Origin of the sequence: Thermobacillus composti KWC4, assembly GCF_000227705.2 — a bacterium.
Classification (GTDB): domain Bacteria; phylum Bacillota; class Bacilli; order Paenibacillales; family Paenibacillaceae; genus Thermobacillus; species Thermobacillus xylanilyticus.
This window is the reverse complement of the sequence record NC_019897.1, coordinates 2,763,916-2,783,647: the sequence shown is the minus strand read 5'-3', so window position 1 is coordinate 2,783,647 and position 19,732 is coordinate 2,763,916. Positions and strand designations below refer to the sequence as shown.

Genomic DNA, 19,732 nt, shown 5'->3' with positions numbered 1-19,732 from the left:
GGGCGGGCGCGTTCGTTCTGCGGTGAAATATATCTTGTATCATGTCGTGTCGGGAAGGATGGTTCGCGCAAATGGCATTGCATGATCCGGCCCACGAAGGCAAGCTGCGACGGGGTCCTTCCGCTTCGACCGCCGCCCCGGTGATCTGGATCAGCGGAGCGGTTGCCGCATGGGCCGCGGCGGCTCCCCTGTTGATGCCGGGACAGGCGGCCGTATGGACGACTGCCGTGGCGGCAGTGACCGGATTTGCTGCAGCAACGGTCCTCGCCTTCAGACGCCCGAAACGGGGAAGCGCGGCAGCCGCGCCTGTCCGTGAAGCGGGCGAGACGATTTTCCGACACGCTCCGTTTCCCATCGTCATCGCGGATGCGAAGGGACATGTCCGGGAAGCCAATGAAGAAACCTTGCAATTGTACGGGTATGAACGTGTCGAATTGAGCCGGTTTTCGCTGCCGGAACTGGCGCCCCCCGCCTCACGAAGCGCGCTGATGGAAGGTCTGAAAGCGGCGGCGGCCGGGGAGAGGCGGCAGGTCGAACTGGCCATGCTGCACAAGAGCGGTTACGAATTGGATATCCGGCTTTTGCTTTCGCCCTGCCCCCTGCAAAGCGGCGAGCCCGGCGTCGTCGCACTCATCCAGGACATCGGGGAGCAGAAGCGCAGCTCGGAACGGATTCGCTATCTTGCGTACTACGACGACATGACCGGGCTGCCGAATCGGCGATTGTTCATGGTTATGCTGACGGAAGCGCTTTCCCGCCCGCGTCCGTCCGGACGGAAAGCGGCGGTTCTGTACCTCGATCTCGACCGTTTCAAACTGGTGAACGATTCGTTCGGGCGGGATTTCGGCGACATGCTGTTGCTGCAGGTGGCGGAACGGCTGTCGCGCAATCTGGGGGAGAGCGATCTGGCGGCGCGGATGGAGGGCGACGAGTTCGCCGTCCTGTACGACGGCGTCGATTCGGAATCGGAAGCGCTGGAACGGGCGCAGCTGTTGCTCCGGCTTCTGGAAGAGCCGTTCGAGCTGCAGGGTCATCCGTTCCACCTCAGTGCCAGCATCGGCATTGCCCTGGCCAGTGCCGGCTGCGATCCGGCCGGGGTGATCAAGCAGGCCGACATTGCGCTCGGCCTGGTGAAGGACAACGGCCGCAACGGCTGCATGCTCTACACCGGCGAGACGGACAATTCCTCGCTCGAGCGGCTGACGATGCAGCACGAGATGAAGCTGGCGCTTGCACGCGGAGATTTCCGGCTGTTCTATCAGCCGCAGTACGAGATCGAGACGGGACGCCTGATCGGGATGGAGGCGCTGCTTCGCTGGCAGCATCCCGAACGGGGCATGATTCCGCCGGGAGAGTTCATTCCGATCGCGGAGGAGAGCGGCCTGATCGTCCAGTTGGGCGATTGGGTGCTGGCCGAGGCATGCAGGCAGAACAAAACCTGGCAGTCCCTCGGACTGCCGGCCGTGCCGGTGTCCGTCAATCTGTCGATGCGGCAGTTTCTGCAGCGCAACCTGAAGGAGCGGGTGGAGCGCATTCTGGCCGAAACGGGACTGGAGCCGCAGTATCTGGAACTGGAGATTACCGAATCCATGACGATGGACGTGAAATACGCGACGGCCTGTCTGCTGGAGTTGGCGGAACTCGGCGTGCGCATCAGCATCGACGACTTCGGCACCGGGTACAGTTCGTTTCATCATCTGAAAAATTTCCCGATCCATCGTCTGAAGATCGACCGCTCGTTCGTCCGCGATATCCGGCAGGATCCGAACGATGCGGCGATCGTCGCGGCCATCATCGCGATGGCGCACAATTTGAATCTGCCGGTCATCGCGGAGGGTGTGGAGTCCGAGGATCAGCTCCACTTTCTGAAGACGCACCGCTGCGACGGTTTCCAGGGGTATTATCGCAGTCCGCCCGTGCCGGTGCAGGATGCGGAATCGCTGCTGCGCGAAGCCGGCGGGCGGGCGGACTGAAGCGGGCCGGCGGGATCAGGTCTCGATGAAATCGTCGATCTCGAACAGCCCGAACGTATAAACTTTCTTCTCGTCGACATGGTACACCGTGACGGTGTACATGGATTCGTCAAGATTGATAATGCGGCAAGGCACGCTCAGCTTGATGCCGCGCCCGCGGTTGACATTGAGCCGGACCAGCCGGTTGCCCGCAATGTATCCGCGAATGCGTTCCATCGCTTTGTCGATGCAGCCCGTGGAGTCGCCGTCATCGGCGGCTCCTTTTGCATTGCCGCTTGCCGTTTCCCGGGAGTTCCCGGTTGACGGGACCAACGGCTCACTTGCTTCTGCCAGACGAAAGACTGATTCTGCTGCGACTGTTTTCCCATTTGCGAGCTCCGCCGGAGTCGGAAGCGGGTTCGATTGATGCGGTCCCTGGGCGGCCTGTTGGATGGGACTTCCGGTCTCGATACCCGATTTGATCCGATAGTCCGTGAAGCCGCTCCGGTTCAGCGCCGACACGAGATGTTCCAGCGCCGTTGCGTTCGTGTCGCTTTCGATCAGCAGTTCCACGTTGAAGATGTACAGGTTTCTCCCCGATGGTTGTTCGTTTCTCATTTTCATCTCTACTAATGCCCCTTACCTTTCTGATCTTATTGTATCACGCATGGGTCCACCGGCATAGATTTTCACCCCAAAAAAGCAACGAAAAGAAGGACAGGGCGCCTGCCCTTACGGGCCGGGAGCGTTGGGAATAGGTTAGGAATAGAGTTGCAGAAATTCCTGACAAAGGGTGATCGGAATGATCCGGCTGGTACCCATGCCGTTTGACGGAGGCGTTGCCCTGGGCGTGGAAGTCCTTCTGCCGAAAACGACGCTCCTGGCTATCACGACCGATGTCGGATATATCATGTGTGGCGCACTGGATGTGGCGCTGCTCAACGAGAGGCTGCGCGACCGCGGCATCGTGGCGGGCAGGGCCGTCGGCGTGCGCACGCTTGAGCAGCTGATGGAAGCTCCGCTGGAGTCGGTGACGGCAGCCGCCGAAGCGCGCGGCATCCGGCCGGGCATGCGCGGGGCCGACGCATTGAAGCGAATGATCTGAACGGTGGATGCAGGATGAACGCCCATGCCGATTGGCATGGGCGTTGTTGTGGTTTCGTTATTTGGTTTCGAACAATGCGCGCAGGTTGACATCGTAAGGCGGGCGTACAATGCCCCGCTCGGTGATGATCGCGTCGACGTACTCGGCGGGCGTCACGTCGAAGGCCGGATTGTAGACGCGGACGCCGCGCGGAGCCGTCCGGCGGCCGAATCCTTCGGTGATTTCCTCCGCCGGGCGCTCTTCGATCGGAATTTCCGCGCCGGTCGGCGTGTTCAGATCGATCGTCGACAGCGGGCAGGCGACATAGAACGGAATGCCGTGCGCTTTCGCCAGCACGGCGACGCCGTAGGTGCCGATCTTGTTCGCCACGTCGCCGTTCGCCGCCACCCGGTCGGTGCCGACGATGACCGCCTGCACCCAGCCGGCGCGCATGACCGCGGCGGCCATGTTGTCGCAGATGAGCGTGACATCAATGCCGGCCTGATGCAGTTCGAACGCCGTCAGGCGCGCGCCCTGCAGCACGGGGCGCGTCTCGTCCGCGAACACTCGCAGCTTGATGCCGCGCTCGGCGGCGAGATAGAACGGCGCCAAGGCCGTGCCGTATTTCGCCGTCGCCAGGCCGCCGGCGTTGCAGTGAGTGAGCACGCCCATACCGTCCGCAAGCAGCGTGAGCGCATGTTCGCCGATCAGCCGGTTCGTCTCGATGTCTTCGGCGTGAATCGCTTCCGCTTCGCGGACAAGCGCTTCCTGGCAGCTTTCCGCCGGGGCGCCGCTTGCCGCAAGCGCTTCGGCGCGCGCGGTCATCCGGTCGAGCGCCCAGAACAGGTTGACGGCGGTCGGCCGGGATGTCGCCAGATATCCGGCGTGGCGCTTCACGGCCTCCAGCCATGCGTTCGTTCCGGCATGGACGGCCTTCGCGGAGCCGAGCACGACGCCGTAAGCGGCGGCGATGCCGATCGCGGGCGCGCCGCGCACGGCGAGGCTGCGGATTGCCTCCCATACTTCTTCCGGCGTGTCCAGATGCAGATACTCGATGCGTTCGGGAAGCTGCCGCTGGTCCAGCAGTTCAAGCTGCGAACCTGTCCAGTTCAGCGGCGAGAGCGGTTGATGCGTTGTCGTCATGATGGATTATCCTTTCAGTGCGGCGGCCGCTTCGCGGGCCGCGTCGATCACGAAATCGATGGATTCGGCGCCGCGGTTGCCCTTGATCAGCGCCTTGCCGATGCGGAGCGCGACGCGCTGCGCTTTCTCCCGGACGGCTGCGTCGGGGATGCGGTCGATGTCGGCGACGTGCGCCAGACCGACGATGCGGCGGACCATTTTGCACCCGGCGTAACCGATCGAGTCCTGCAGCAGGCGGCGCATGTAGTCGTCCTGGTAGCCGGCCGCCCGCGCGGCGAGCCGGTCGACGTTCTTCTCGTTCCAATGCGCCCGGAACTTTCGGTCGAACTGCGTCCAGATGCTCTTCACCGTCTCCAGCAAATATTCGCGGTACGACGTTCTGGAAGCTTCGTCGGCGCTCCAGTGGAGCTGGCCGGCGTAGTTCAGCAGCAGGTTGCCCAGAACAGCGCCGATGTCGAAGCCCATCGGACCGTAGTATGCGAATTCGGGGTCGATCACTTTCGTCGAATCTTCGCGGACGAAGATGCTGCCCGTATGCAGGTCGCCGTGCAGCAGCGCCTGGCCCTGCGTCAGAAATTTCTCGCGCAGCAGCGCGACTTCGAAATGCAGCTTCCCGTCGGTCCGCAGCGCTTCGGCCTCGTCTTCGATCGCCGCGTCGTAATTGTTGTTCGACGAGACGGTGTACGGATCGTCGAAGATGAGATCTTCGGTGATCTTGCACAGTTCCGGATTGATGAACCGGCCGGCCTGCACTTTCTTCTCCTGCTGGTTCATGCCGAGATCGGACGTGAAGAACAGCGTGTTCGCGAGAAACGTCGAGATATGATCAGCGAACAGCGGATAGCGGCGGCACTGCATCAGGCCGCTGCGCATGATGATGTGGTCGCTCAGATCTTCCATGACGGTGAGCGCCAGATCCGGGTCGTACTTGTACACTTTCGGCACGAGACCCGGCGCAAGGCGGCCTTCCAGGATCAGCGCCTCGCTCTCGATGCGCGAACGGTCGAGCGTCAGCGGCCAGGATTCCCCGACGACCTTCGCATAGGGGAGCGCCTGCTTCAGAATGAGGCTGCGGCCCGATTGCTCGTCGCGGATATGGAAGACGAGGTTCAGGTTGCCGTCCCCGATCTCGCGGCACGTCAGCGCGGCTTCCTGCGGGAAGACGCCTTCAATCCGGCGGGCGAGCTCGATCGCTTCCGATTCGGTAAGCGGATGGTATTCGGACAATTGCGGCACCTCCGTGGCGTTGCCTTCAATAGTGACATTATCCCCAATAGTATAAAGAAGTTTTAATCTGATTGGAATACCCTCTATTGCTTCGTTTGCAGGGAATTCGCGGTCATGAATCGGCGCCTGCTTGTCGTCCGGATGTCATCGTTTTCCGCAGGCGGCGATGCGATTGCGACGTTCAAGCCGGACAGCCGGACGGTCCATGTCGGCACCGGCGCCTCCCGGGACGGCGGCCGAATGGGCGGCAGACAAGGCGGGCGAGAGGCCGTCGTCACTCGTTCTCCATAAGGCCGGCCGCCTGAAGGGGACCTTTTGCCGTAAGCAAGGACAATACCTTTGCCATTTCCTCCGGGGATTCCCTGCAGCCGTTGTTCAACCAACATTGGATCATGCTCAAATGCGCGCCGGAAATGTAAGAGGCAACATACTCGGGCGATATCGGCATCCGTTTTGGGCGGGTCCGTGATGCGGCCGTTCTTTCATATAATTGCTCCCACATCGTCTGTCTCAGTCTGGATTGAAAAGCAGGGTCGCCTTTGGGGCTGAGAAGAACTTTTAAAAAGTCCCGATTCCTGTAAAAGTATTGAAAAATGTCAATCGCAATCGGAAGTGAATCGCCGAAGGTTTTGCGGATGGCAGCATGTCTTCTCGCAATGTCCATGATTTCTTCCATAAATTCGGATTCATGGCTGGACAATCGCCTCAAGTGTCTTGGTCACGCGCAGATCTTGCTTTTTTTTCCATCGTCCGACTCCCTTGCCCGACAAATTTGCACGGTATGTTGTTTAACCGTCAAACCCGGCAGCATTGCCTGTTGTTGCGGCTGCAGCTTTGATTTTATACCAAACACGCTGATGAATAAACAACACTGTGCTGGGGAGGAAGGCATGACGATGGGGATCATTGACAAGCTGGCGAAAAGCATGGCTACACGCGCAACGGTCATCGATAAAACCAAAGCGGCGGAGCACACGTATCGATTGACGATCCGGCTGCAGGGTTCTCAATCGTTTGCGTATCGTCCCCAGGACTTCTTGCGAATTCTTGTCCTGGATGATCCGAAAGTACCGTTGCGGGATCGTGTGCGGTCCTATTCCATCTGGAATTTCGATGCCCGGACGCAAAGCCTCGATCTGGCGGTGTGCACATTTTCCAACGGTCCCGGAGCGCATTGGATCCAAAACGTGCGGGTGGGCGACGACGTTTATTTCATGAAGCATGCCAGCAATCTGGTCATCCATCAGGATGACGCCGACGCCGTGATGATCGGCGATATTTCCGCTCTGGGCCATCTGTACGGTCTGCGCCGGTTTTTCCGGTATCCGGAACGCGTATCCGGTTTGATTTTTGGCCGGGATCAAGCCGATTTTTTCCCGGATCTCGACGGTGAGTCCCCCTTTCAGTTCATTGCAGGCGGGCCGCATCAAGATCAAACGGTTATATCCGCGGTAGAAGCCGCACTGCCCCGCCACGCCGGCAAAACCGCCATTGATGTCGCGGGTGACGGCGAAATGTGCAAATTGCTTTATAAGTATCTGAAGAGTCTGGGATGGAGCAGCAAGCAGGTCAAGGTCAAGCCGTTTTGGATCCAGGGGAAAAAGGGATTGGAGTAAACATGTCGCGGATGTTCGCAATCGGGGGCCGGTATCTGGTATAATGAAGACTCAGCATGGATCGGGGGGATGCCGGGAAATGAACGGAAACGTGACGCGGCTTGCCGGCGTGCGGGACGGCACCGCGCTGAAAGAATGGGCATCGGCGATTGAAGCGCTTGTCTGCGGGCGGCAGCTGATCCTAATGCGCAAGGGCGGAATCGCCGAGGAGACGCGGGATTTCCAGCTCGCCGCGCCGCGGTTCTGGCTGCTGCCGACCTACGAGCATCAGCGGGAGCATCTGCTGAAGGAAGAATTCCGGCCGCTGATCGGCCGCACGCTGGCCGAGCGCGAAGCGGCGGGAGGCCGGCTGCTCCTGAAGGCGTGGGCGGAGGCGGTGCGCGACATCGAGGTGACCGATGCGGAAACGCTGGCGAAACTCGACCGTTTTCACATCTGGACCGGCGCGTTTGCGGACGAACGGCTGAAATGGAAGCGGACAAAACCGCTCCATGTGCTCATCCTTCGCGTCCATGCGGCTGAAGAGCCTGTCGCGATCCCGCACCGGGAGTCGTATGCCGGATGCAAATCCTGGGTGAAGCTCGAGGATGACGCGGCGGACGCCGGGTTCCGTCCCGTGCTGTCGGATGAGGAATTTCTGCGGCGGGAAGCGGAAATTCTGAACGCGCTGGCCTGATCCGGCGGGTTGCCGCACGGCCGAGGCGGCGGACTGTCAGGGAAGCTGACGGGACCGGGCCGGCGTTTGTTGCGTTGCGCCGGGAAATATATTAGAATAATTTTAAATTACATGGCGATTATCATTGATAATCACCTTTCAATACAGATCAATGCGGAAGGAGACACCATACATGGCGACTCGATTCACGGTAAAAGGACTGCGGGCGTCGATCGAAGGCAAGGAAATTCTGAAAGGCATCGACATCGACATCCGCGGCGGCGAGATCCATGCCATCATGGGTCCGAACGGCACGGGCAAGAGCACGCTCGCGTCGGCGCTCATGGGGCATCCGAAATATGAGGTGACGGAAGGCGAAGTGCTGCTCGACGGCGAGAATCTGCTCGAGATGGAAGTCGACGAGCGGGCGCGCGCGGGCCTGTTCCTCGCGATGCAATATCCGAGCGAAATCACGGGCGTGACGAACGCGGACTTCCTGCGCAGCGCGATCAACGCGCGCCGCGGCGAAGGCAACGAAATTTCGCTCATCAAGTTCATCCGCCAGCTCGAAGCGAAGATGAAAGAGCTCGAGATGAATCCGGAGTTCGCCCACCGCTATCTGAACGAAGGGTTCTCGGGCGGCGAGAAGAAGCGGAACGAAATTCTGCAGATGATGATGCTCGAGCCGAAGATCGTCATCCTCGACGAAGTCGACTCGGGTCTCGACATCGACGCGCTGAAGATCGTCGCGAGCGGCGTCAACAGCATGCGTTCGGAAGACCGCGGCTTCCTGATCATCACGCACTATCAGCGGCTGCTGAACTACATCAAGCCGGATTTCGTCCACGTCATGATGCAGGGACGCATCGTGAAGTCGGGCGGTCCGGAACTGGCCGAGCGCCTCGAAGCCGAAGGTTACGACTGGATCAAGGAAGAGCTGGGCATCGTCGACGAGACCGTCGGTCAAGCCTGAGCGGAGAGGGGCGTTGACACGACATGAGTACGCAACTGAATGCTCCGGTAAGCCGTGAAAATATCGAAGCTTTGTCCCAGGGCAGAGGCGAGCCCGGCTGGCTGACCGATATCCGGAAAGAAGCGGCTGCGCTGGCCGGCACGCTGGAATGGCCCAGACCCGAGAAAATGCGCATCGACCGCTGGAATCTGACGGCATTCGGCGTCGACAGGCATCCCGAACTTGCGGGAGATTTGTCGCAGCTGCCGGAAGAGATCCGCGCTTCGCTGCCGCAGGATGCCGCGAATCTTGTCGTACAGCGCAATTCCGGCGCCGCGTACCGCAACCTGGCGGAAGAGTGGAAGGCGAAAGGCGTTATTTTTACCGATCTGGAGACGGCCGTCCGCGAACACGGCGATCTCGTGAAGAAGCATCTGTTCAGCGTCGTCAAGGCGGATGAAGACAAGCTGACCGCGCTGCACGCGGCGCTCTGGAACGGCGGCGTCTTCGTGTATGTGCCGAAAAATGTCGAAGTGGAAGTGCCGCTGCAGGCTGTTCTTTACCTGGACGATGCGGAAGCGGCTTTCGCGCCGCATGTTCTGATCGTGGCCGACGCGAACAGCCGCGTGTCCTATGTCGACCGCGTGCTGGCGAGCGGCGCCGGCCGGTCGGCCGTCGCCGTCCATCACTCCGTGGTCGAAGTCGTCGCCGGCCCCGGCGCGCTCGTGCGGTTCGCATCGATCCACCATCTGCCGGAGAGCGTCGTGGATCTGTCGATCCGCCGCGCGACGCTGGCGAACGACGCGCGGATCGAATGGATCATCGGCGATCTGAACAACGGCAACACGCTGTCGGTCACCAAATCGGACCTGCAGGGCAACGGCTCCACGTCCGACTCGAAGCTGATCACGGTCGGCACCGGGTCACAGAACATGAGCATCACGACGCATGCCGTCCACCACGGTCTCAGCTCGGAGAGCGAGATGGAGACGCGGGCCGTCATGCGCGATTCGGCGACGGCGATCATCAATGGCGTCACGAAGATCGAGAAGGGCGCCACGAAGGCGAACGGCCATCAGACGGAACGGGTGCTCATGCTGAGCCCGAAGGCGCGCGGCGACGCGAACCCGATCCTGCTCATCGACGAGGACGACGTCAAGGCGGACCACGCCGCGAGCGTCGGCCGGGTGAACGAGGAGCAGCTCTACTATCTGATGTCTCGCGGCATTGACCGTGAAGTGGCGGAACGGCTCATCATCCGCGGCTTCCTGGAGCCGATCGTGTCCGAAGTGCCGATCGAAGCGGTGCGCGAGGAACTCGAGCGGATGATCGAAGGGAAGCTGAACGCATGAACCCGCTCGAGCTTCGTAAGGCATTTCCGATCCTGGACCAGCAGGTGAACGGGCATCCGCTCGTTTACCTGGACAACGCGGCGTCCTCGCAGAAGCCGCGCAGCGTCATCGACGCGATCGTGCGCTATTACGAGCACGACAACGCGAACGTTCACCGCGGCGTCCATACGCTTGCATCCCGCGCGACCGACGCCTATGAAGGGGCGCGGGCGAAGGTCGCGAAGTTCCTGAACGCGGCCAGCGAGCGGGAGATCGTCTTCACGCGCGGCACGACGACGGCGCTGAACATCGTCGCCCGCTCCTGGGCACGCGCCGCGCTGCGCGAAGGCGACGAGATCGTGCTGATGCCGATGGAGCATCACGCGAACCTGATTCCGTGGCAGCAGGCGGCGAAGGCGACGGGCGCGGTGCTGCGCTACATTCCGATGCAGCCGGACGGCACGATCCGGCTGTCGGACGTCGAGGCGACGCTGACGGACCGGACGAAGATCGTCTCCGTCACCCACGTTTCGAACGTGCTCGGCGTCGTCAACCCGGTGAAGGAAATCGCGGCGCTGGCGCACAAGCGCGGCGCGGTCATGGTCGTCGACGGTGCGCAGTCGGCGCCGCACATGAAGGTGGACGTGCGCGATCTTGATTGCGATTTTTACGCATTCTCGGGTCACAAGATGTGCGGTCCGACCGGAATCGGGGTACTCTATGGGAAACGGGAACTGCTCGAGCAGATGGAACCGGTCGAGTACGGCGGCGAGATGATCGAGCACGTCGATTATTACGACGCGACGTGGAAGGAAGCGCCCTGGCGGTTTGAGGGCGGCACGCCGATCATCGCGGGCGCGGTCGGCCTGGCGGCGGCGATCGATTTCCTGACGGAGATCGGGATGGACAACATCGACCGCCACAGCGAGGCGCTTGCCCGCTACGCCTACGACCGTCTGTCCGAGATCGAAGGCGTCACGCTGTACGGCCCGCGCGAAGGCCGCGTCTGCCTCGTGACGTTCAACCTGGACGATGTCCATCCGCATGACGTGGCCACGGTCCTCGACACGGAAGGCGTCGCGATCCGTGCGGGGCACCATTGCTGCCAACCGCTCATGCGCAAGCTCGAGGTGACGGCGACCGCCCGCGCCAGCTTCTATCTCTACAACACCGAGGAAGATGTGGAACGGCTGGCCGCGGCGCTAATCAAGGCAAAGGAGTTCTTCGGACATGCAATTGGATGAACTGTATCGAAGGGTCATCATGGATCACTACAAAAATCCCCGCAACCGCGGCACGATGGACGAAGACTCCGTGACGGTCAATCTGAACAATCCGACTTGCGGCGACCGGATCCAGCTGCAGCTGCGGGTGGAAGACGGCGTCGTCAAGCAGGCGAAATATACGGGTGAAGGCTGTTCGATCAGCATGTCTTCGGCCTCGATGATGACGGATGCGATCCGCGGCAAGACGCTGGACGAAGCGCTCGGTCTGGCGGAGAAGTTCAGCGCCCTGATGCAGGGGCAGCCCGTCGAATTCGAGGAGTACGAAGATCTCGAGGCGCTTTCGGGCGTCAGCAAGTTCCCCGCGCGGATCAAATGCGCGACGCTCGCCTGGAACGCGCTGCGCAAAGGCATCGAAGCCGGGCGGCAGGGCTGACGGGTGGCTGGAAGGCACGGTTTTTGAGAATCGGGCTGATTTTGGCAAGGAATGAATGAAGGAGGCTGAGGGCGATGGCGAAGAAGGCGCCGGAGTTGGAAGAATACAAATATGGCTTCCGCGACGAGCACAAGGCTGTCTTCCAGACGGGCAAAGGGCTTACGGCGGACGTCGTGCGCACGATCTCGCAGATGAAGGGCGAGCCGGAATGGATGCTCGAGTTCCGCCTGAAGGCGCTCGAGCAGTTCAACAAGATGCCGGTCCCGCGCTGGGGCGGCGATCTGGACGAACTCGATTTCGACGATATCCAATACTACGTCAAGCCGTCCGAGAAACAGGGCCGCACTTGGGAAGAAGTGCCGGCCGAAATCAAGGAGACGTTCGACAAGCTGGGCATTCCCGAGGCGGAACAGAAGTTCCTCGCGGGCGTATCCGCCCAGTACGAGTCGGAAGTCGTCTACCACAACATGCGTGAAGATCTGGCGAAGCAGGGCGTCATCTTCATGGACACCGACACCGCGCTGAAGGAGCATCCGGAGATCTTCAAGGAGTACTTCGGCACGGTCGTTCCGCCGACGGACAACAAGTTCGCCGCGCTGAACAGCGCCGTCTGGTCCGGCGGCAGCTTCATCTACGTCCCGCCGGGCGTGAAATGCGAAATTCCGCTGCAGGCGTACTTCCGGATCAACTCGGAGAACATGGGGCAGTTCGAACGGACGCTCATCATCGCCGACGAGGGCAGCTTCGTCCACTACGTCGAAGGCTGCACGGCGCCGATCTACAGCACGAACTCGCTGCACAGCGCCGTCGTCGAGATCATCGTGAAGAAGGACGCGCGCGTCCGCTACACGACGATCCAGAACTGGGCGCCGAACATTTACAACCTCGTCACGAAGCGCGCGGTCGCGGAAGAGAACGCGACGATGGAATGGGTCGACGGCAACATCGGCTCCAAGCTGACGATGAAATATCCGGCCGTCATCCTGAAAGGCCGCGGCGCGAAGGGCAGCGTCCTGTCCATCGCGGTTGCGGGCAAAGGCCAGCATCAGGACGCCGGGGCGAAGATGATCCACCTCGCGCCGGATACGACGTCGACGATCATTTCGAAGTCGATCTCGAAGCACGGCGGCAAGGTGACGTACCGCGGTCTCGCGTCGTTCAGCCGCAACGCCGACGGGGCGAAGTCGAACATCAAGTGCGACACGCTCATTCTCGACAACCAGTCGACGTCGGACACGATCCCGTACAACGAGATCATGAACGACAACATCACGCTCGAGCACGAGGCGACGGTGTCGAAGGTATCGGAAGACCAGCTCTTCTACCTGATGAGCCGCGGCCTGTCCGAAGCGGAAGCGACGCAGATGATCGTCATGGGCTTCATCGAGCCGTTCACGAAGGAGCTGCCGATGGAGTACGCGGTCGAGATGAATCGATTGATCAAGTTCGAGATGGAAGGTTCGATTGGTTAAGGATTGGCACGGCGCGCTTACCCCGGATTTCGGGCGAGCGCGCTTGTTTTATGTGCGGCGGGTTTTTGTTATGACTAACCCGTCTGTCGTATTTTGCGGCAAAATATGGTAAGATATCGATGGGAGGGTTGTTTTGTGAAAAGGACATTATTTCTATTAACATTGATGGTGTTGGTGATTGCCGGGTGTTCGTCTTCGGATTCAAGTTCCGGCGAAAGCCAGTTAACTTTGCAAGATTTTATCAAAGCTTATCAGGATCAAGGTGTCGAAGTTGATCCGAGTGAAAAACCGTTATTTGATATGCTTGGAGCAAAAGATGGTGTAATTTTTTACATGGAGAACTCTCCGGTCAAAATCTATGAATTTGATTCGGTAAAAAGCCTGAAAAAGGCTGTATCTGAAGACGGTATGATAAAGGATTGGCCTCAAAATGGGAGGTTCTTGCTGGAAACCAAGAAGCAAGAGGCAATACAGATATTTGAAAACGTAAAGTAGCAAGACCAAAGTGCCATACGGTTATGTTTGTCGCGGCGCGCCTGCCCGGGGTTCGATTGGGCGCGCCGTTCGTCTGTGACAGGGAATATCGGACTCATTCACCAATTGATCGAAGCGGCGGTGTAATGCTATCATTTCATCTATGAAACCGCATTCAAAGGAGATCTGCCGATGATCACGAAAACCCATGCCCTATGGCGCAAAGAAGAATACACGTACCCCGTAACAGGCGATTTTGTACCGAATCTGGTCACCTATGTCCACGAAGATGATGAAATCAGGCCCGCGCTTATTGTCGTACCGGGCGGCGGGTATATCCTCGTTTCTCCCACGGAAGGGGAGATTGTGGCCAAGGCCTTTTACGACAAAGGCTGCAATGTGTTCGTACTCACCTACACGACCAATCTGTTGCAGAGAACGCCCTTTAAACTGCAGCCGCTGAAGGATTTGTCCCAAGCGGTCAGGTTCGTGAGGAAGCAAGCCCGTGAGTTTCGGATTGATCCGGAGAAGGTCGCCATCTGCGGATTTTCGGCCGGCGGACATTTGTGCGGAAGTCTGGCCGTGCACCATGACGCAGAAGCGCTTCAGCCGGTCAGCCCCGAATACGAAGGCGTCAGCAATCGGCCGGATGCGGTCATCCTGTGCTATCCGGTCATCAGTTCCGGAGAATACGCGCATCAGGGGTCTTTCAAGGCGCTGCTGGGTCCGGAAGCGACTGCGGAAGAGTTGGCATACATGTCCCTGGAAAAGCAGGTCTCCCGCCGCACGCCCCCGGTCTTTCTGTGGCATACGGCGACCGACGAAGCGGTGCCTGTCGAGAATTCGCTCCTTTTCGCCAAAGCATGCAAGGAAAACGGTGTTCCGTTTGAGCTTCATGTATTCGGCAATGGCAGGCATGGGTTGTCCTTGGCCAATCGGCAATGGGCGTCCGGAGAATATGGCCGGGATTATACGATGCAGCAGGTTTACGAGGCTTTGCAGTATCTGATCGATCACCGGATGGAGCTGCCGCCCCCGTATGATCAGATCGGACCGGTCCCCGAAGGCGCCGATGCAAGGCAAGTGGTGAATCAGTTCCAGTCCCGGTTCGCGCACTTGAGGCAGCCGGATGACGGAATCGCCATTTGGCCGGAGCTGGCGCATCAATGGCTGAAGAAAATTTTCGCGCTGCAAGACGCAGATGGTTGAACCGGCCGCTGATAGCGGAAGTTTTGCGCTTATTTTCGGGAAATTGGACGTTGGCGGGAAAATAGAAGAAGCTGCTTCGCCTATTTTGGTCAAATTGGCGGTTTTCCGGAAAATCGGGAGGATAGAAGAAAAAGCTTCCTCTAATTTTCCGGAGAACGGCGCTTTTCGACAAAATAGCGGAAGCAGCTTCGTTTATTTTATTCACCCGAACATTTCCGCCACACGAGTGGAACCTCCAGCGGAACCAGCCGCTCTTATACCCACTCCCTTGCAGCCTTCCTGCTTGCGGTTGTCGATGTCGAGCCAATCTGTCGTCCCGCAGCACGTCGCAATAATCGACATGATTGGGAATTTTTCATAGACCTTCCGTACTATTCTATGGTAATATGTACCTGTCAAGGAGGGGTAAGCATTGGGAATCGTATTTATGTTTCTGTGGTTTGTTTTTGCTATTTTGACCTTTGTCAGCCTGATCATTTGGCTGATCAAGAGAAAAAAGAAACATGGATTGCGCACACTGATCTTTTTTGTGTTGGCCGCTCTGTGCATGGTGGCAGCCATAAACGATCAGGATTTTGTCGATGGTCTGTCTCAGGATTCGACGGCAACCACCGCCAAGACAGAAGAACCCGAGGTAGATCCAAAACAGCAAGGCATCGAGTTTGATGAGCGGGCATGGAAAGATTTTCTCCAGCTCTACGAGACCCACAACAAACTGGTAAAAGCAGTAAGTTTGTATGCCGAAGACAGAATTTCAAAGCTGGATTTCTACGATTTCTGCAAGGAAGCTGAACAATGGTTTGCAAATAAATCGTTAAGTTTCAAATATGGAAAAACTGATGACGAGAAGGAATATCTCAGAACATTCGAAACGTTTGCTCTTGCCGATCAACAAGCCGCCAAGAGTTTGATGAAGTATCTGGATTCCAATTCCATGAAAGATTTGTCAAAAGCCAAGGAAAATATTGAGAGAGGCAAGCAGGCATCGGTTATTATTGCCAAGAACAGGGTCGTTCTTTTGAGAAAATTGAATTTCACCGAAGAAGAGATTCAGAAGACCATAGAACAGGTGACTGCCGATCTTGAGGAGATTGACAAGAAGTTAGCCGAACAATAAACGACAGGACAAGAATACCCTCCTTGCTATGTTTCAAGGGCATGCAAGGAGGGCTCTTTTTTCACCCAAACATCTCCGCCACACCGAGCGGATCGAAGCAAATCACATACTGCCCCACAATCGTATGACGGCCATATTTCTCCCGATACCGCTCGATGGCGGCTTGCAGGAAAGGCTCCGTCACCCCAAGAAACTCCGCAAAATCATGCCGGCTGCTGACGCGGGCGTGGTGCGCCTCGATGATCTTCTCCAACGGAACAAGCCGCTCATACGCCCACTCCCGGGCGGCCTTCTCCTGTTTGCGATTGCGGATGTCGGACTGATCCAGGATATCCCCGGCGCTCGTATGATAATGGCCGAGCTCTTCGGCGAGGATGCACGCTTTCTCCTTCGTGGTCGGGATGCGGCGATTGATCCAGACGATGCCGTCTGCGTACAGCCCTTTGATTCTTTTCATCAGCGGTTTCTCATAGATGTCAATGCCATGCTGCTCCGCCTCTCGGATGAGGTTGTCGTAGAGCATGGTTTCACTCCTGTCTCTGCTTACGCTTCATCCGGACGAACGCTTTGAACCGCTCGATCTCCTCCAGTTCCTCTTCCGTCCAGTCTTCCCCGTCATGATGCGCGGCGATGGTGCCGATCTCGCGATTCTCTTCCCACGATTGCGCCATGGATTCCAGTTGCTCGACCGTAATGCCGAGCGCGCGGCATACTTTCATGACGTTGTCGATGGACGCCCTGCCGACTCCACGGGTCAGCATCGACTGGAGCGTCGTCGGCGGCAAGCCGATCGATTCGGCGAACGCTCTCCGGCTTCCCCTGCGATCGATCAACTCTGCGAGTACCTTGGCCTTCGCATCCAACCTGGACACCTCACGCACGCGAATTCGTACACAACCCGGCAGCAAAAACGAACTGACATTCGGTTGTACTGCCATTATATGCGAAACTGCGTTCAAAATGCAACTGCACGTCTTGACACTGAACGCAATAGCGTTTATCATGACAATCACCGCGAACGCAAATGCGTTCACCCAAAAGGAGGGACAATCACGAATGAGCAGCGCGGCACTGATCGCGGAATACACGTCCGGCATCAAGGCGCTGAGCCGTTATAAGAAATCGCTGGACCGCAACAATCCGGTGGAGGCCGAGGAAGCCCGCACCATTTCCGGCATGCTGTCGGATATGCGGTACGCGCTGGACTGGATGCGCCGGGGCCGGCGGCCGGGGAGCCGGAAGGGGGCCGAGCGGCATGACATTTATCGCCGCCGGGAACTGCTGGCGAATACGGAGCCGCTGACGGATGAAGAGCGGCAGAAGCTGCTCGACTGCATGGCCGTCATGACCGAGCGCGAACTGACGTGCTGGCTGCTGCATATGGCGCAGGGTTTCACGTATGCCGAGATCGGCGCGCGGCTGGAACTGTCGCGGCGCACGGTGCAGCAGTACGTCGAGCGGGCCCGGAAGAAGTTTGAGGACGCACTGGGACGGACGGATGACGTGCAGATAACGTGCGGATGACGTACAACTTGCAGTGCCCGACGTATGCCCATTTGCGGAAAAAGAGGATCACGTAACAGGAAAGTCCTGCCGACGGCGGGGCTGTTTTTTTCCGGGAGTGGACAAGCGTGAATGGCGGGCCCTTCGCAGCGCAGCGTGGGGCCCGAAATCTTGCCGAACGCGGCCGGGAGGTGACGGCGGTGAAGTGACCCACTGAATCGGGAGACCCATCGCGAAAAGGGTGAATCCAATCGGAGACAAGCCGCAGAACGTTTCGATCAACGATGTCCGCCAGGCGGTTCACGCCGCGCTGGCCGAGTGTTTCCCGGATGTACCCGTTCTGGACGGGGAACCGCCGGAAGAGACGAGCCCGCCGTATTTCGTCGTGCAATTGCTCGAGTCCGGCCATGTGCAGGAACTCGGCCGACGGTACCAGCGGCAGTATCCGTTCAGCATCCAATATGTTGATCCGGATGCGGGAAACGAGGACCGGTACGATATGGCGGACCATCTGTCCGACGCGCTGCAATGGATCGAGGCGGCCGGGCGCCCGGTGCGCTACGTTCGGGCAATACGCACTCCTCCACGGATGCGTCAGCTTTTCTTCACCAAACCTTCGAACTGCTGAGGGAGCATCCGGTGAAGTACGCGAGGTTCGATAAGGGCTTCGGCGGTGAAGATTTCTACGGCCTGTGGGAAGGCAAAGGAATCGGTTACGTCGGAAAGTTGAAATGGACATAAAGGTGCTCCTCTCTTTGGGTGTAGTGTTCTCGATAAACACCATTCTACCAAAGATTTGGGCACTTTTTTATGTTTTCATAGGATCGCACTTTCGAAATTCAGGGTTAATGGGCTCGGCGAGAAGACGATTAAAAAGCCGAACGGCAATGATATCTCCGCAGGAAACCTCAAAGCGGGCAGCATATACACGCTTCGGTACAATTTTATCTTACAGGGTGAAGGGGGGGTCGGGAAACGCTCAACCAGCCGATGTATTATCAGGTAAGACATTTACCAATGACGCCGGGGAACAGGCCGGATCAATGCCCAATCGCGGCGCCGTAAACCAGACACTTACGAGCCAAGGGCAGTCTTATACCGTCCCTGCTGGCTATCACAACGGCAGCGGCAAGGTGACTGCCAATATTACCAACCTGACTGCTGCCAATATCAAATCCGGGGTAACGGTCGGAGGGATTGAGGGCACGTTTACATCAGATGCGACAGCAACAGCTGCACAAATCCTTAGCGGACAAACCGCTTATGTGAATGGATCGAAAGTGACAGGTTCGATGGCCAACCGCGGCGCTGTAAACCAGACACTCACGAGCCAAGGGCAGTCTTATACCGTCCCTGGACAGTATGCTGAAGATTTTGCGACTTGCAATGGATGGCGAGTGGATTTAAGCGGAGAAGAACCCGTGAGTCACCGCGCAGCTCGCGCTCGGCGCCAACCCAGCCGACTGGCGCGTGTACATGCTCGCCATCGCGAACGGCTTCCTTGTCGCGGCAACCGCCGGCCAGATGCAGCGGAAAGCGGTCGAACCGCCTGGTCAACCGGAGCAGCCGGCAGGCAAGGGTAGTGATGGCGCATGAGCGCGGCCGCATTCATCGCACAGATCGCGCCAATTGCCGTCCAGCTCCGCATCGAAGGCTCGCCGATCTTCCCGTCGGTCCGGATCGCGCAGTCGGGGCTGGAGACCGGCTGGAAGATCCCGCCCTGGAACAACCTCGGCGGCTACAAGGTCGGCAGCGGCAAGCTCACGCCGTACTGGCGCGGCAAGATCGTCACCAAAGGCACATGGGAAGTGTACGACGGCAAGCGCGTGGACGCGACGGCTGCGTTCCGGGCGTATGACAGCGTGGAGGATTTTTTCCGCGATCAAGATCTGCTGTTCGAAAACAAAAGATACACCGGTGTCCGAACGGCACAATCTCCGGAGGAGCAGGCGGACATGCTGCAGGCGTGCGGATATGCAACGGACCCGCAGTACGCGCAGAAACTCAGAAATATCATCGCCGCGCATAATCTGAAGCGCTATGACACCGAAGCGGAGGTGCAGAAGCAAATGATCGGGGGGCTGAAAAAGCAGATCGAGCAACTGACAGCCGAACAGGCGCAACTGCGGCAGCGTCTTGAGACACTCGAAAGCCGGGCGCGCGTGGATGTGCCGGCGTGGGCGAGAGAGGCGGTGGATGCAGCCGTGAAAGCCGGCATTGTCGATACGCCGGAAGGCGGAAGCCTCGACTTTTACCGAATGCTGACGGTTATGCACCGCACAGGACATATCGGAAATAACTGACATTGATAAACGAACGAGTGTTCGTGTATAATAAA

22 protein-coding genes and 1 pseudogene are annotated in these 19,732 nt (G+C 58.7%); 17 read left to right on the top strand and 6 right to left on the bottom strand.

Annotated elements, in window-relative coordinates; translation table 11 throughout:
- The first annotated feature begins 71 nt into the window (after positions 1-71).
- A complete protein-coding gene (locus THECO_RS13000; RefSeq protein ID WP_015255506.1) occupies positions 72-1,973 on the top strand; it encodes a putative bifunctional diguanylate cyclase/phosphodiesterase in 1,902 nt (633 codons plus the stop codon).
- A 15-nt stretch (positions 1,974-1,988) separates the two neighbouring features.
- On the opposite strand, the gene THECO_RS12995 is transcribed toward THECO_RS13000, so the two are convergent.
- The gene (locus tag THECO_RS12995; protein ID WP_052835903.1) at positions 1,989-2,576 is read right to left on the bottom strand and encodes a hypothetical protein; all 588 of its coding nucleotides are present in this window, start codon (positions 2,574-2,576) and stop codon (positions 1,989-1,991) included.
- Between the two features lie 178 nt (positions 2,577-2,754).
- Here THECO_RS12995 and THECO_RS12990 point away from each other — a divergent pair, with 178 nt between their 5' ends.
- Complete coding sequence (locus THECO_RS12990) at positions 2,755-3,057, top strand: YunC family protein (protein ID WP_015255504.1); 303 nt, start codon at positions 2,755-2,757, stop codon at positions 3,055-3,057.
- Positions 3,058-3,114: 57 nt separating this feature from the next.
- Here THECO_RS12990 and mtnA read toward each other — a convergent pair whose 3' ends face one another.
- Positions 3,115-4,179, bottom strand: a complete 1,065-nt coding sequence (gene mtnA, locus THECO_RS12985) for an S-methyl-5-thioribose-1-phosphate isomerase (RefSeq protein WP_015255503.1) — start codon at positions 4,177-4,179, stop codon at positions 3,115-3,117.
- A 6-nt stretch (positions 4,180-4,185) separates the two neighbouring features.
- A complete protein-coding gene (mtnK, locus tag THECO_RS12980; protein WP_015255502.1) occupies positions 4,186-5,406 on the bottom strand; it encodes an S-methyl-5-thioribose kinase in 1,221 nt (406 codons plus the stop codon).
- Between the two features lie 114 nt (positions 5,407-5,520).
- Between mtnK and THECO_RS21760 the strand changes: the two genes are divergently transcribed.
- Positions 5,521-5,697 carry a hypothetical protein gene (locus THECO_RS21760; RefSeq protein ID WP_157373576.1) on the top strand — a complete coding sequence of 59 codons (177 nt, stop codon included), beginning with the start codon at positions 5,521-5,523 and terminating at the stop codon, positions 5,695-5,697.
- Here THECO_RS21760 and THECO_RS12975 read toward each other — a convergent pair.
- Positions 5,681-6,070 (bottom strand): TetR-like C-terminal domain-containing protein, encoded by a 390-nt coding sequence (locus THECO_RS12975; protein ID WP_052835902.1) that lies wholly within the window; start codon positions 6,068-6,070, stop codon positions 5,681-5,683. The genes THECO_RS21760 and THECO_RS12975 overlap by 17 nt on opposite strands.
- A gap of 226 nt (positions 6,071-6,296) precedes the next feature.
- Between THECO_RS12975 and THECO_RS12970 the strand changes: the two genes are divergently transcribed.
- From THECO_RS12970 to THECO_RS12925, 10 genes are all read left to right on the top strand, one after another.
- Positions 6,297-7,022, top strand: a complete 726-nt coding sequence (locus THECO_RS12970) for a siderophore-interacting protein (RefSeq protein ID WP_015255501.1) — start codon at positions 6,297-6,299, stop codon at positions 7,020-7,022.
- A gap of 79 nt (positions 7,023-7,101) precedes the next feature.
- Entirely contained in the window at positions 7,102-7,698 is a 597-nt protein-coding gene (locus THECO_RS12965) for a DUF1802 family protein (protein ID WP_015255500.1), read from the top strand.
- Positions 7,699-7,870: 172 nt separating this feature from the next.
- Positions 7,871-8,650 (top strand): Fe-S cluster assembly ATPase SufC, encoded by a 780-nt coding sequence (sufC, locus tag THECO_RS12960; RefSeq protein WP_015255499.1) that lies wholly within the window; start codon positions 7,871-7,873, stop codon positions 8,648-8,650.
- Positions 8,651-8,673: 23 nt separating this feature from the next.
- Positions 8,674-9,981, top strand: a complete 1,308-nt coding sequence (gene sufD, locus THECO_RS12955; RefSeq protein WP_015255498.1) for a Fe-S cluster assembly protein SufD — start codon at positions 8,674-8,676, stop codon at positions 9,979-9,981.
- The gene (locus tag THECO_RS12950; RefSeq protein WP_015255497.1) at positions 9,978-11,204 is read left to right on the top strand and encodes a cysteine desulfurase; all 1,227 of its coding nucleotides are present in this window, start codon (positions 9,978-9,980) and stop codon (positions 11,202-11,204) included. Before sufD ends, THECO_RS12950 begins: the two co-directional genes overlap by 4 nt.
- The gene (sufU, locus tag THECO_RS12945; RefSeq protein WP_015255496.1) at positions 11,191-11,619 is read left to right on the top strand and encodes a Fe-S cluster assembly sulfur transfer protein SufU; all 429 of its coding nucleotides are present in this window, start codon (positions 11,191-11,193) and stop codon (positions 11,617-11,619) included. The genes THECO_RS12950 and sufU overlap by 14 nt, the downstream gene beginning before the upstream one ends.
- Positions 11,620-11,693: 74 nt before the next feature.
- Complete coding sequence (gene sufB / locus THECO_RS12940) at positions 11,694-13,091, top strand: Fe-S cluster assembly protein SufB (protein WP_015255495.1); 1,398 nt, start codon at positions 11,694-11,696, stop codon at positions 13,089-13,091.
- A 135-nt stretch (positions 13,092-13,226) separates the two neighbouring features.
- The gene (locus tag THECO_RS12935) at positions 13,227-13,586 is read left to right on the top strand and encodes a hypothetical protein (RefSeq protein WP_015255494.1); all 360 of its coding nucleotides are present in this window, start codon (positions 13,227-13,229) and stop codon (positions 13,584-13,586) included.
- 171 nt (positions 13,587-13,757) lie between these two features.
- Positions 13,758-14,774 (top strand): alpha/beta hydrolase, encoded by a 1,017-nt coding sequence (locus THECO_RS12930; RefSeq protein WP_015255493.1) that lies wholly within the window; start codon positions 13,758-13,760, stop codon positions 14,772-14,774.
- Positions 14,775-15,186: 412 nt separating this feature from the next.
- On the top strand, positions 15,187-15,891 hold the full coding sequence (locus tag THECO_RS12925; RefSeq protein ID WP_015255492.1) for a hypothetical protein: 705 nt from the start codon (positions 15,187-15,189) through the stop codon (positions 15,889-15,891).
- A gap of 61 nt (positions 15,892-15,952) precedes the next feature.
- On the opposite strand, the gene THECO_RS12920 is transcribed toward THECO_RS12925, so the two are convergent.
- Both THECO_RS12920 and THECO_RS12915 read right to left on the bottom strand, forming a co-directional pair.
- Entirely contained in the window at positions 15,953-16,414 is a 462-nt protein-coding gene (locus tag THECO_RS12920; protein ID WP_015255491.1) for an ImmA/IrrE family metallo-endopeptidase, read from the bottom strand.
- A gap of 4 nt (positions 16,415-16,418) precedes the next feature.
- Positions 16,419-16,754 (bottom strand): helix-turn-helix domain-containing protein, encoded by a 336-nt coding sequence (locus THECO_RS12915; RefSeq protein WP_015255490.1) that lies wholly within the window; start codon positions 16,752-16,754, stop codon positions 16,419-16,421.
- A 193-nt stretch (positions 16,755-16,947) separates the two neighbouring features.
- Here THECO_RS12915 and THECO_RS12910 point away from each other — a divergent pair, with 193 nt between their 5' ends.
- The 4 genes and pseudogenes from THECO_RS12910 (at position 16,948) to THECO_RS12900 (ending at position 19,697) form a co-directional block, all read left to right on the top strand.
- Complete coding sequence (locus tag THECO_RS12910) at positions 16,948-17,415, top strand: sigma-70 family RNA polymerase sigma factor (protein WP_015255489.1); 468 nt, start codon at positions 16,948-16,950, stop codon at positions 17,413-17,415.
- A 220-nt stretch (positions 17,416-17,635) separates the two neighbouring features.
- Positions 17,636-18,022 carry a phage tail terminator family protein gene (locus tag THECO_RS12905; protein WP_052835901.1) on the top strand — a complete coding sequence of 129 codons (387 nt, stop codon included), beginning with the start codon at positions 17,636-17,638 and terminating at the stop codon, positions 18,020-18,022.
- Positions 17,953-18,132 (top strand): annotated as a pseudogene (locus tag THECO_RS21755) (IS1380 family transposase); the annotation flags it as partial. The gene THECO_RS12905 and the pseudogene THECO_RS21755, both read left to right, overlap by 70 nt.
- 854 nt (positions 18,133-18,986) lie before the next feature.
- Positions 18,987-19,697 carry a glucosaminidase domain-containing protein gene (locus THECO_RS12900; RefSeq protein WP_015255487.1) on the top strand — a complete coding sequence of 237 codons (711 nt, stop codon included), beginning with the start codon at positions 18,987-18,989 and terminating at the stop codon, positions 19,695-19,697.
- Positions 19,698-19,732 lie beyond the last annotated feature (35 nt).

Excerpts from the sequence above, each read along its gene's own strand:
- THECO_RS12930 (WP_015255493.1), top strand. The coding sequence starts at position 13,758 with ATGATCACGAAAACCCATGCCCTATGGCGCAAAGAAGAATACACGTAC.
- THECO_RS12975 (WP_052835902.1), bottom strand. The coding sequence starts at position 6,070 with ATGGACATTGCGAGAAGACATGCTGCCATCCGCAAAACCTTCGGCGAT.
- THECO_RS12990 (WP_015255504.1), top strand. The coding sequence starts at position 2,755 with ATGATCCGGCTGGTACCCATGCCGTTTGACGGAGGCGTTGCCCTGGGC.
- THECO_RS12970 (WP_015255501.1), top strand. The coding sequence starts at position 6,297 with ATGACGATGGGGATCATTGACAAGCTGGCGAAAAGCATGGCTACACGC.
- THECO_RS12920 (WP_015255491.1), bottom strand. The coding sequence starts at position 16,414 with ATGCTCTACGACAACCTCATCCGAGAGGCGGAGCAGCATGGCATTGAC.
- THECO_RS12950 (WP_015255497.1), top strand. The coding sequence starts at position 9,978 with ATGAACCCGCTCGAGCTTCGTAAGGCATTTCCGATCCTGGACCAGCAG.
- THECO_RS12910 (WP_015255489.1), top strand. The coding sequence starts at position 16,948 with ATGAGCAGCGCGGCACTGATCGCGGAATACACGTCCGGCATCAAGGCG.
- THECO_RS12995 (WP_052835903.1), bottom strand. The coding sequence starts at position 2,576 with ATGAAAATGAGAAACGAACAACCATCGGGGAGAAACCTGTACATCTTC.
- sufU (WP_015255496.1), top strand. The coding sequence starts at position 11,191 with ATGCAATTGGATGAACTGTATCGAAGGGTCATCATGGATCACTACAAA.
- THECO_RS13000 (WP_015255506.1), top strand. The coding sequence starts at position 72 with ATGGCATTGCATGATCCGGCCCACGAAGGCAAGCTGCGACGGGGTCCT.
- THECO_RS21760 (WP_157373576.1), top strand. The coding sequence starts at position 5,521 with ATGAATCGGCGCCTGCTTGTCGTCCGGATGTCATCGTTTTCCGCAGGC.
- mtnA (WP_015255503.1), bottom strand. The coding sequence starts at position 4,179 with ATGACGACAACGCATCAACCGCTCTCGCCGCTGAACTGGACAGGTTCG.
- sufC (WP_015255499.1), top strand. The coding sequence starts at position 7,871 with ATGGCGACTCGATTCACGGTAAAAGGACTGCGGGCGTCGATCGAAGGC.
- THECO_RS12965 (WP_015255500.1), top strand. The coding sequence starts at position 7,102 with ATGAACGGAAACGTGACGCGGCTTGCCGGCGTGCGGGACGGCACCGCG.
- THECO_RS12900 (WP_015255487.1), top strand. The coding sequence starts at position 18,987 with ATGAGCGCGGCCGCATTCATCGCACAGATCGCGCCAATTGCCGTCCAG.
- sufB (WP_015255495.1), top strand. The coding sequence starts at position 11,694 with ATGGCGAAGAAGGCGCCGGAGTTGGAAGAATACAAATATGGCTTCCGC.
- sufD (WP_015255498.1), top strand. The coding sequence starts at position 8,674 with ATGAGTACGCAACTGAATGCTCCGGTAAGCCGTGAAAATATCGAAGCT.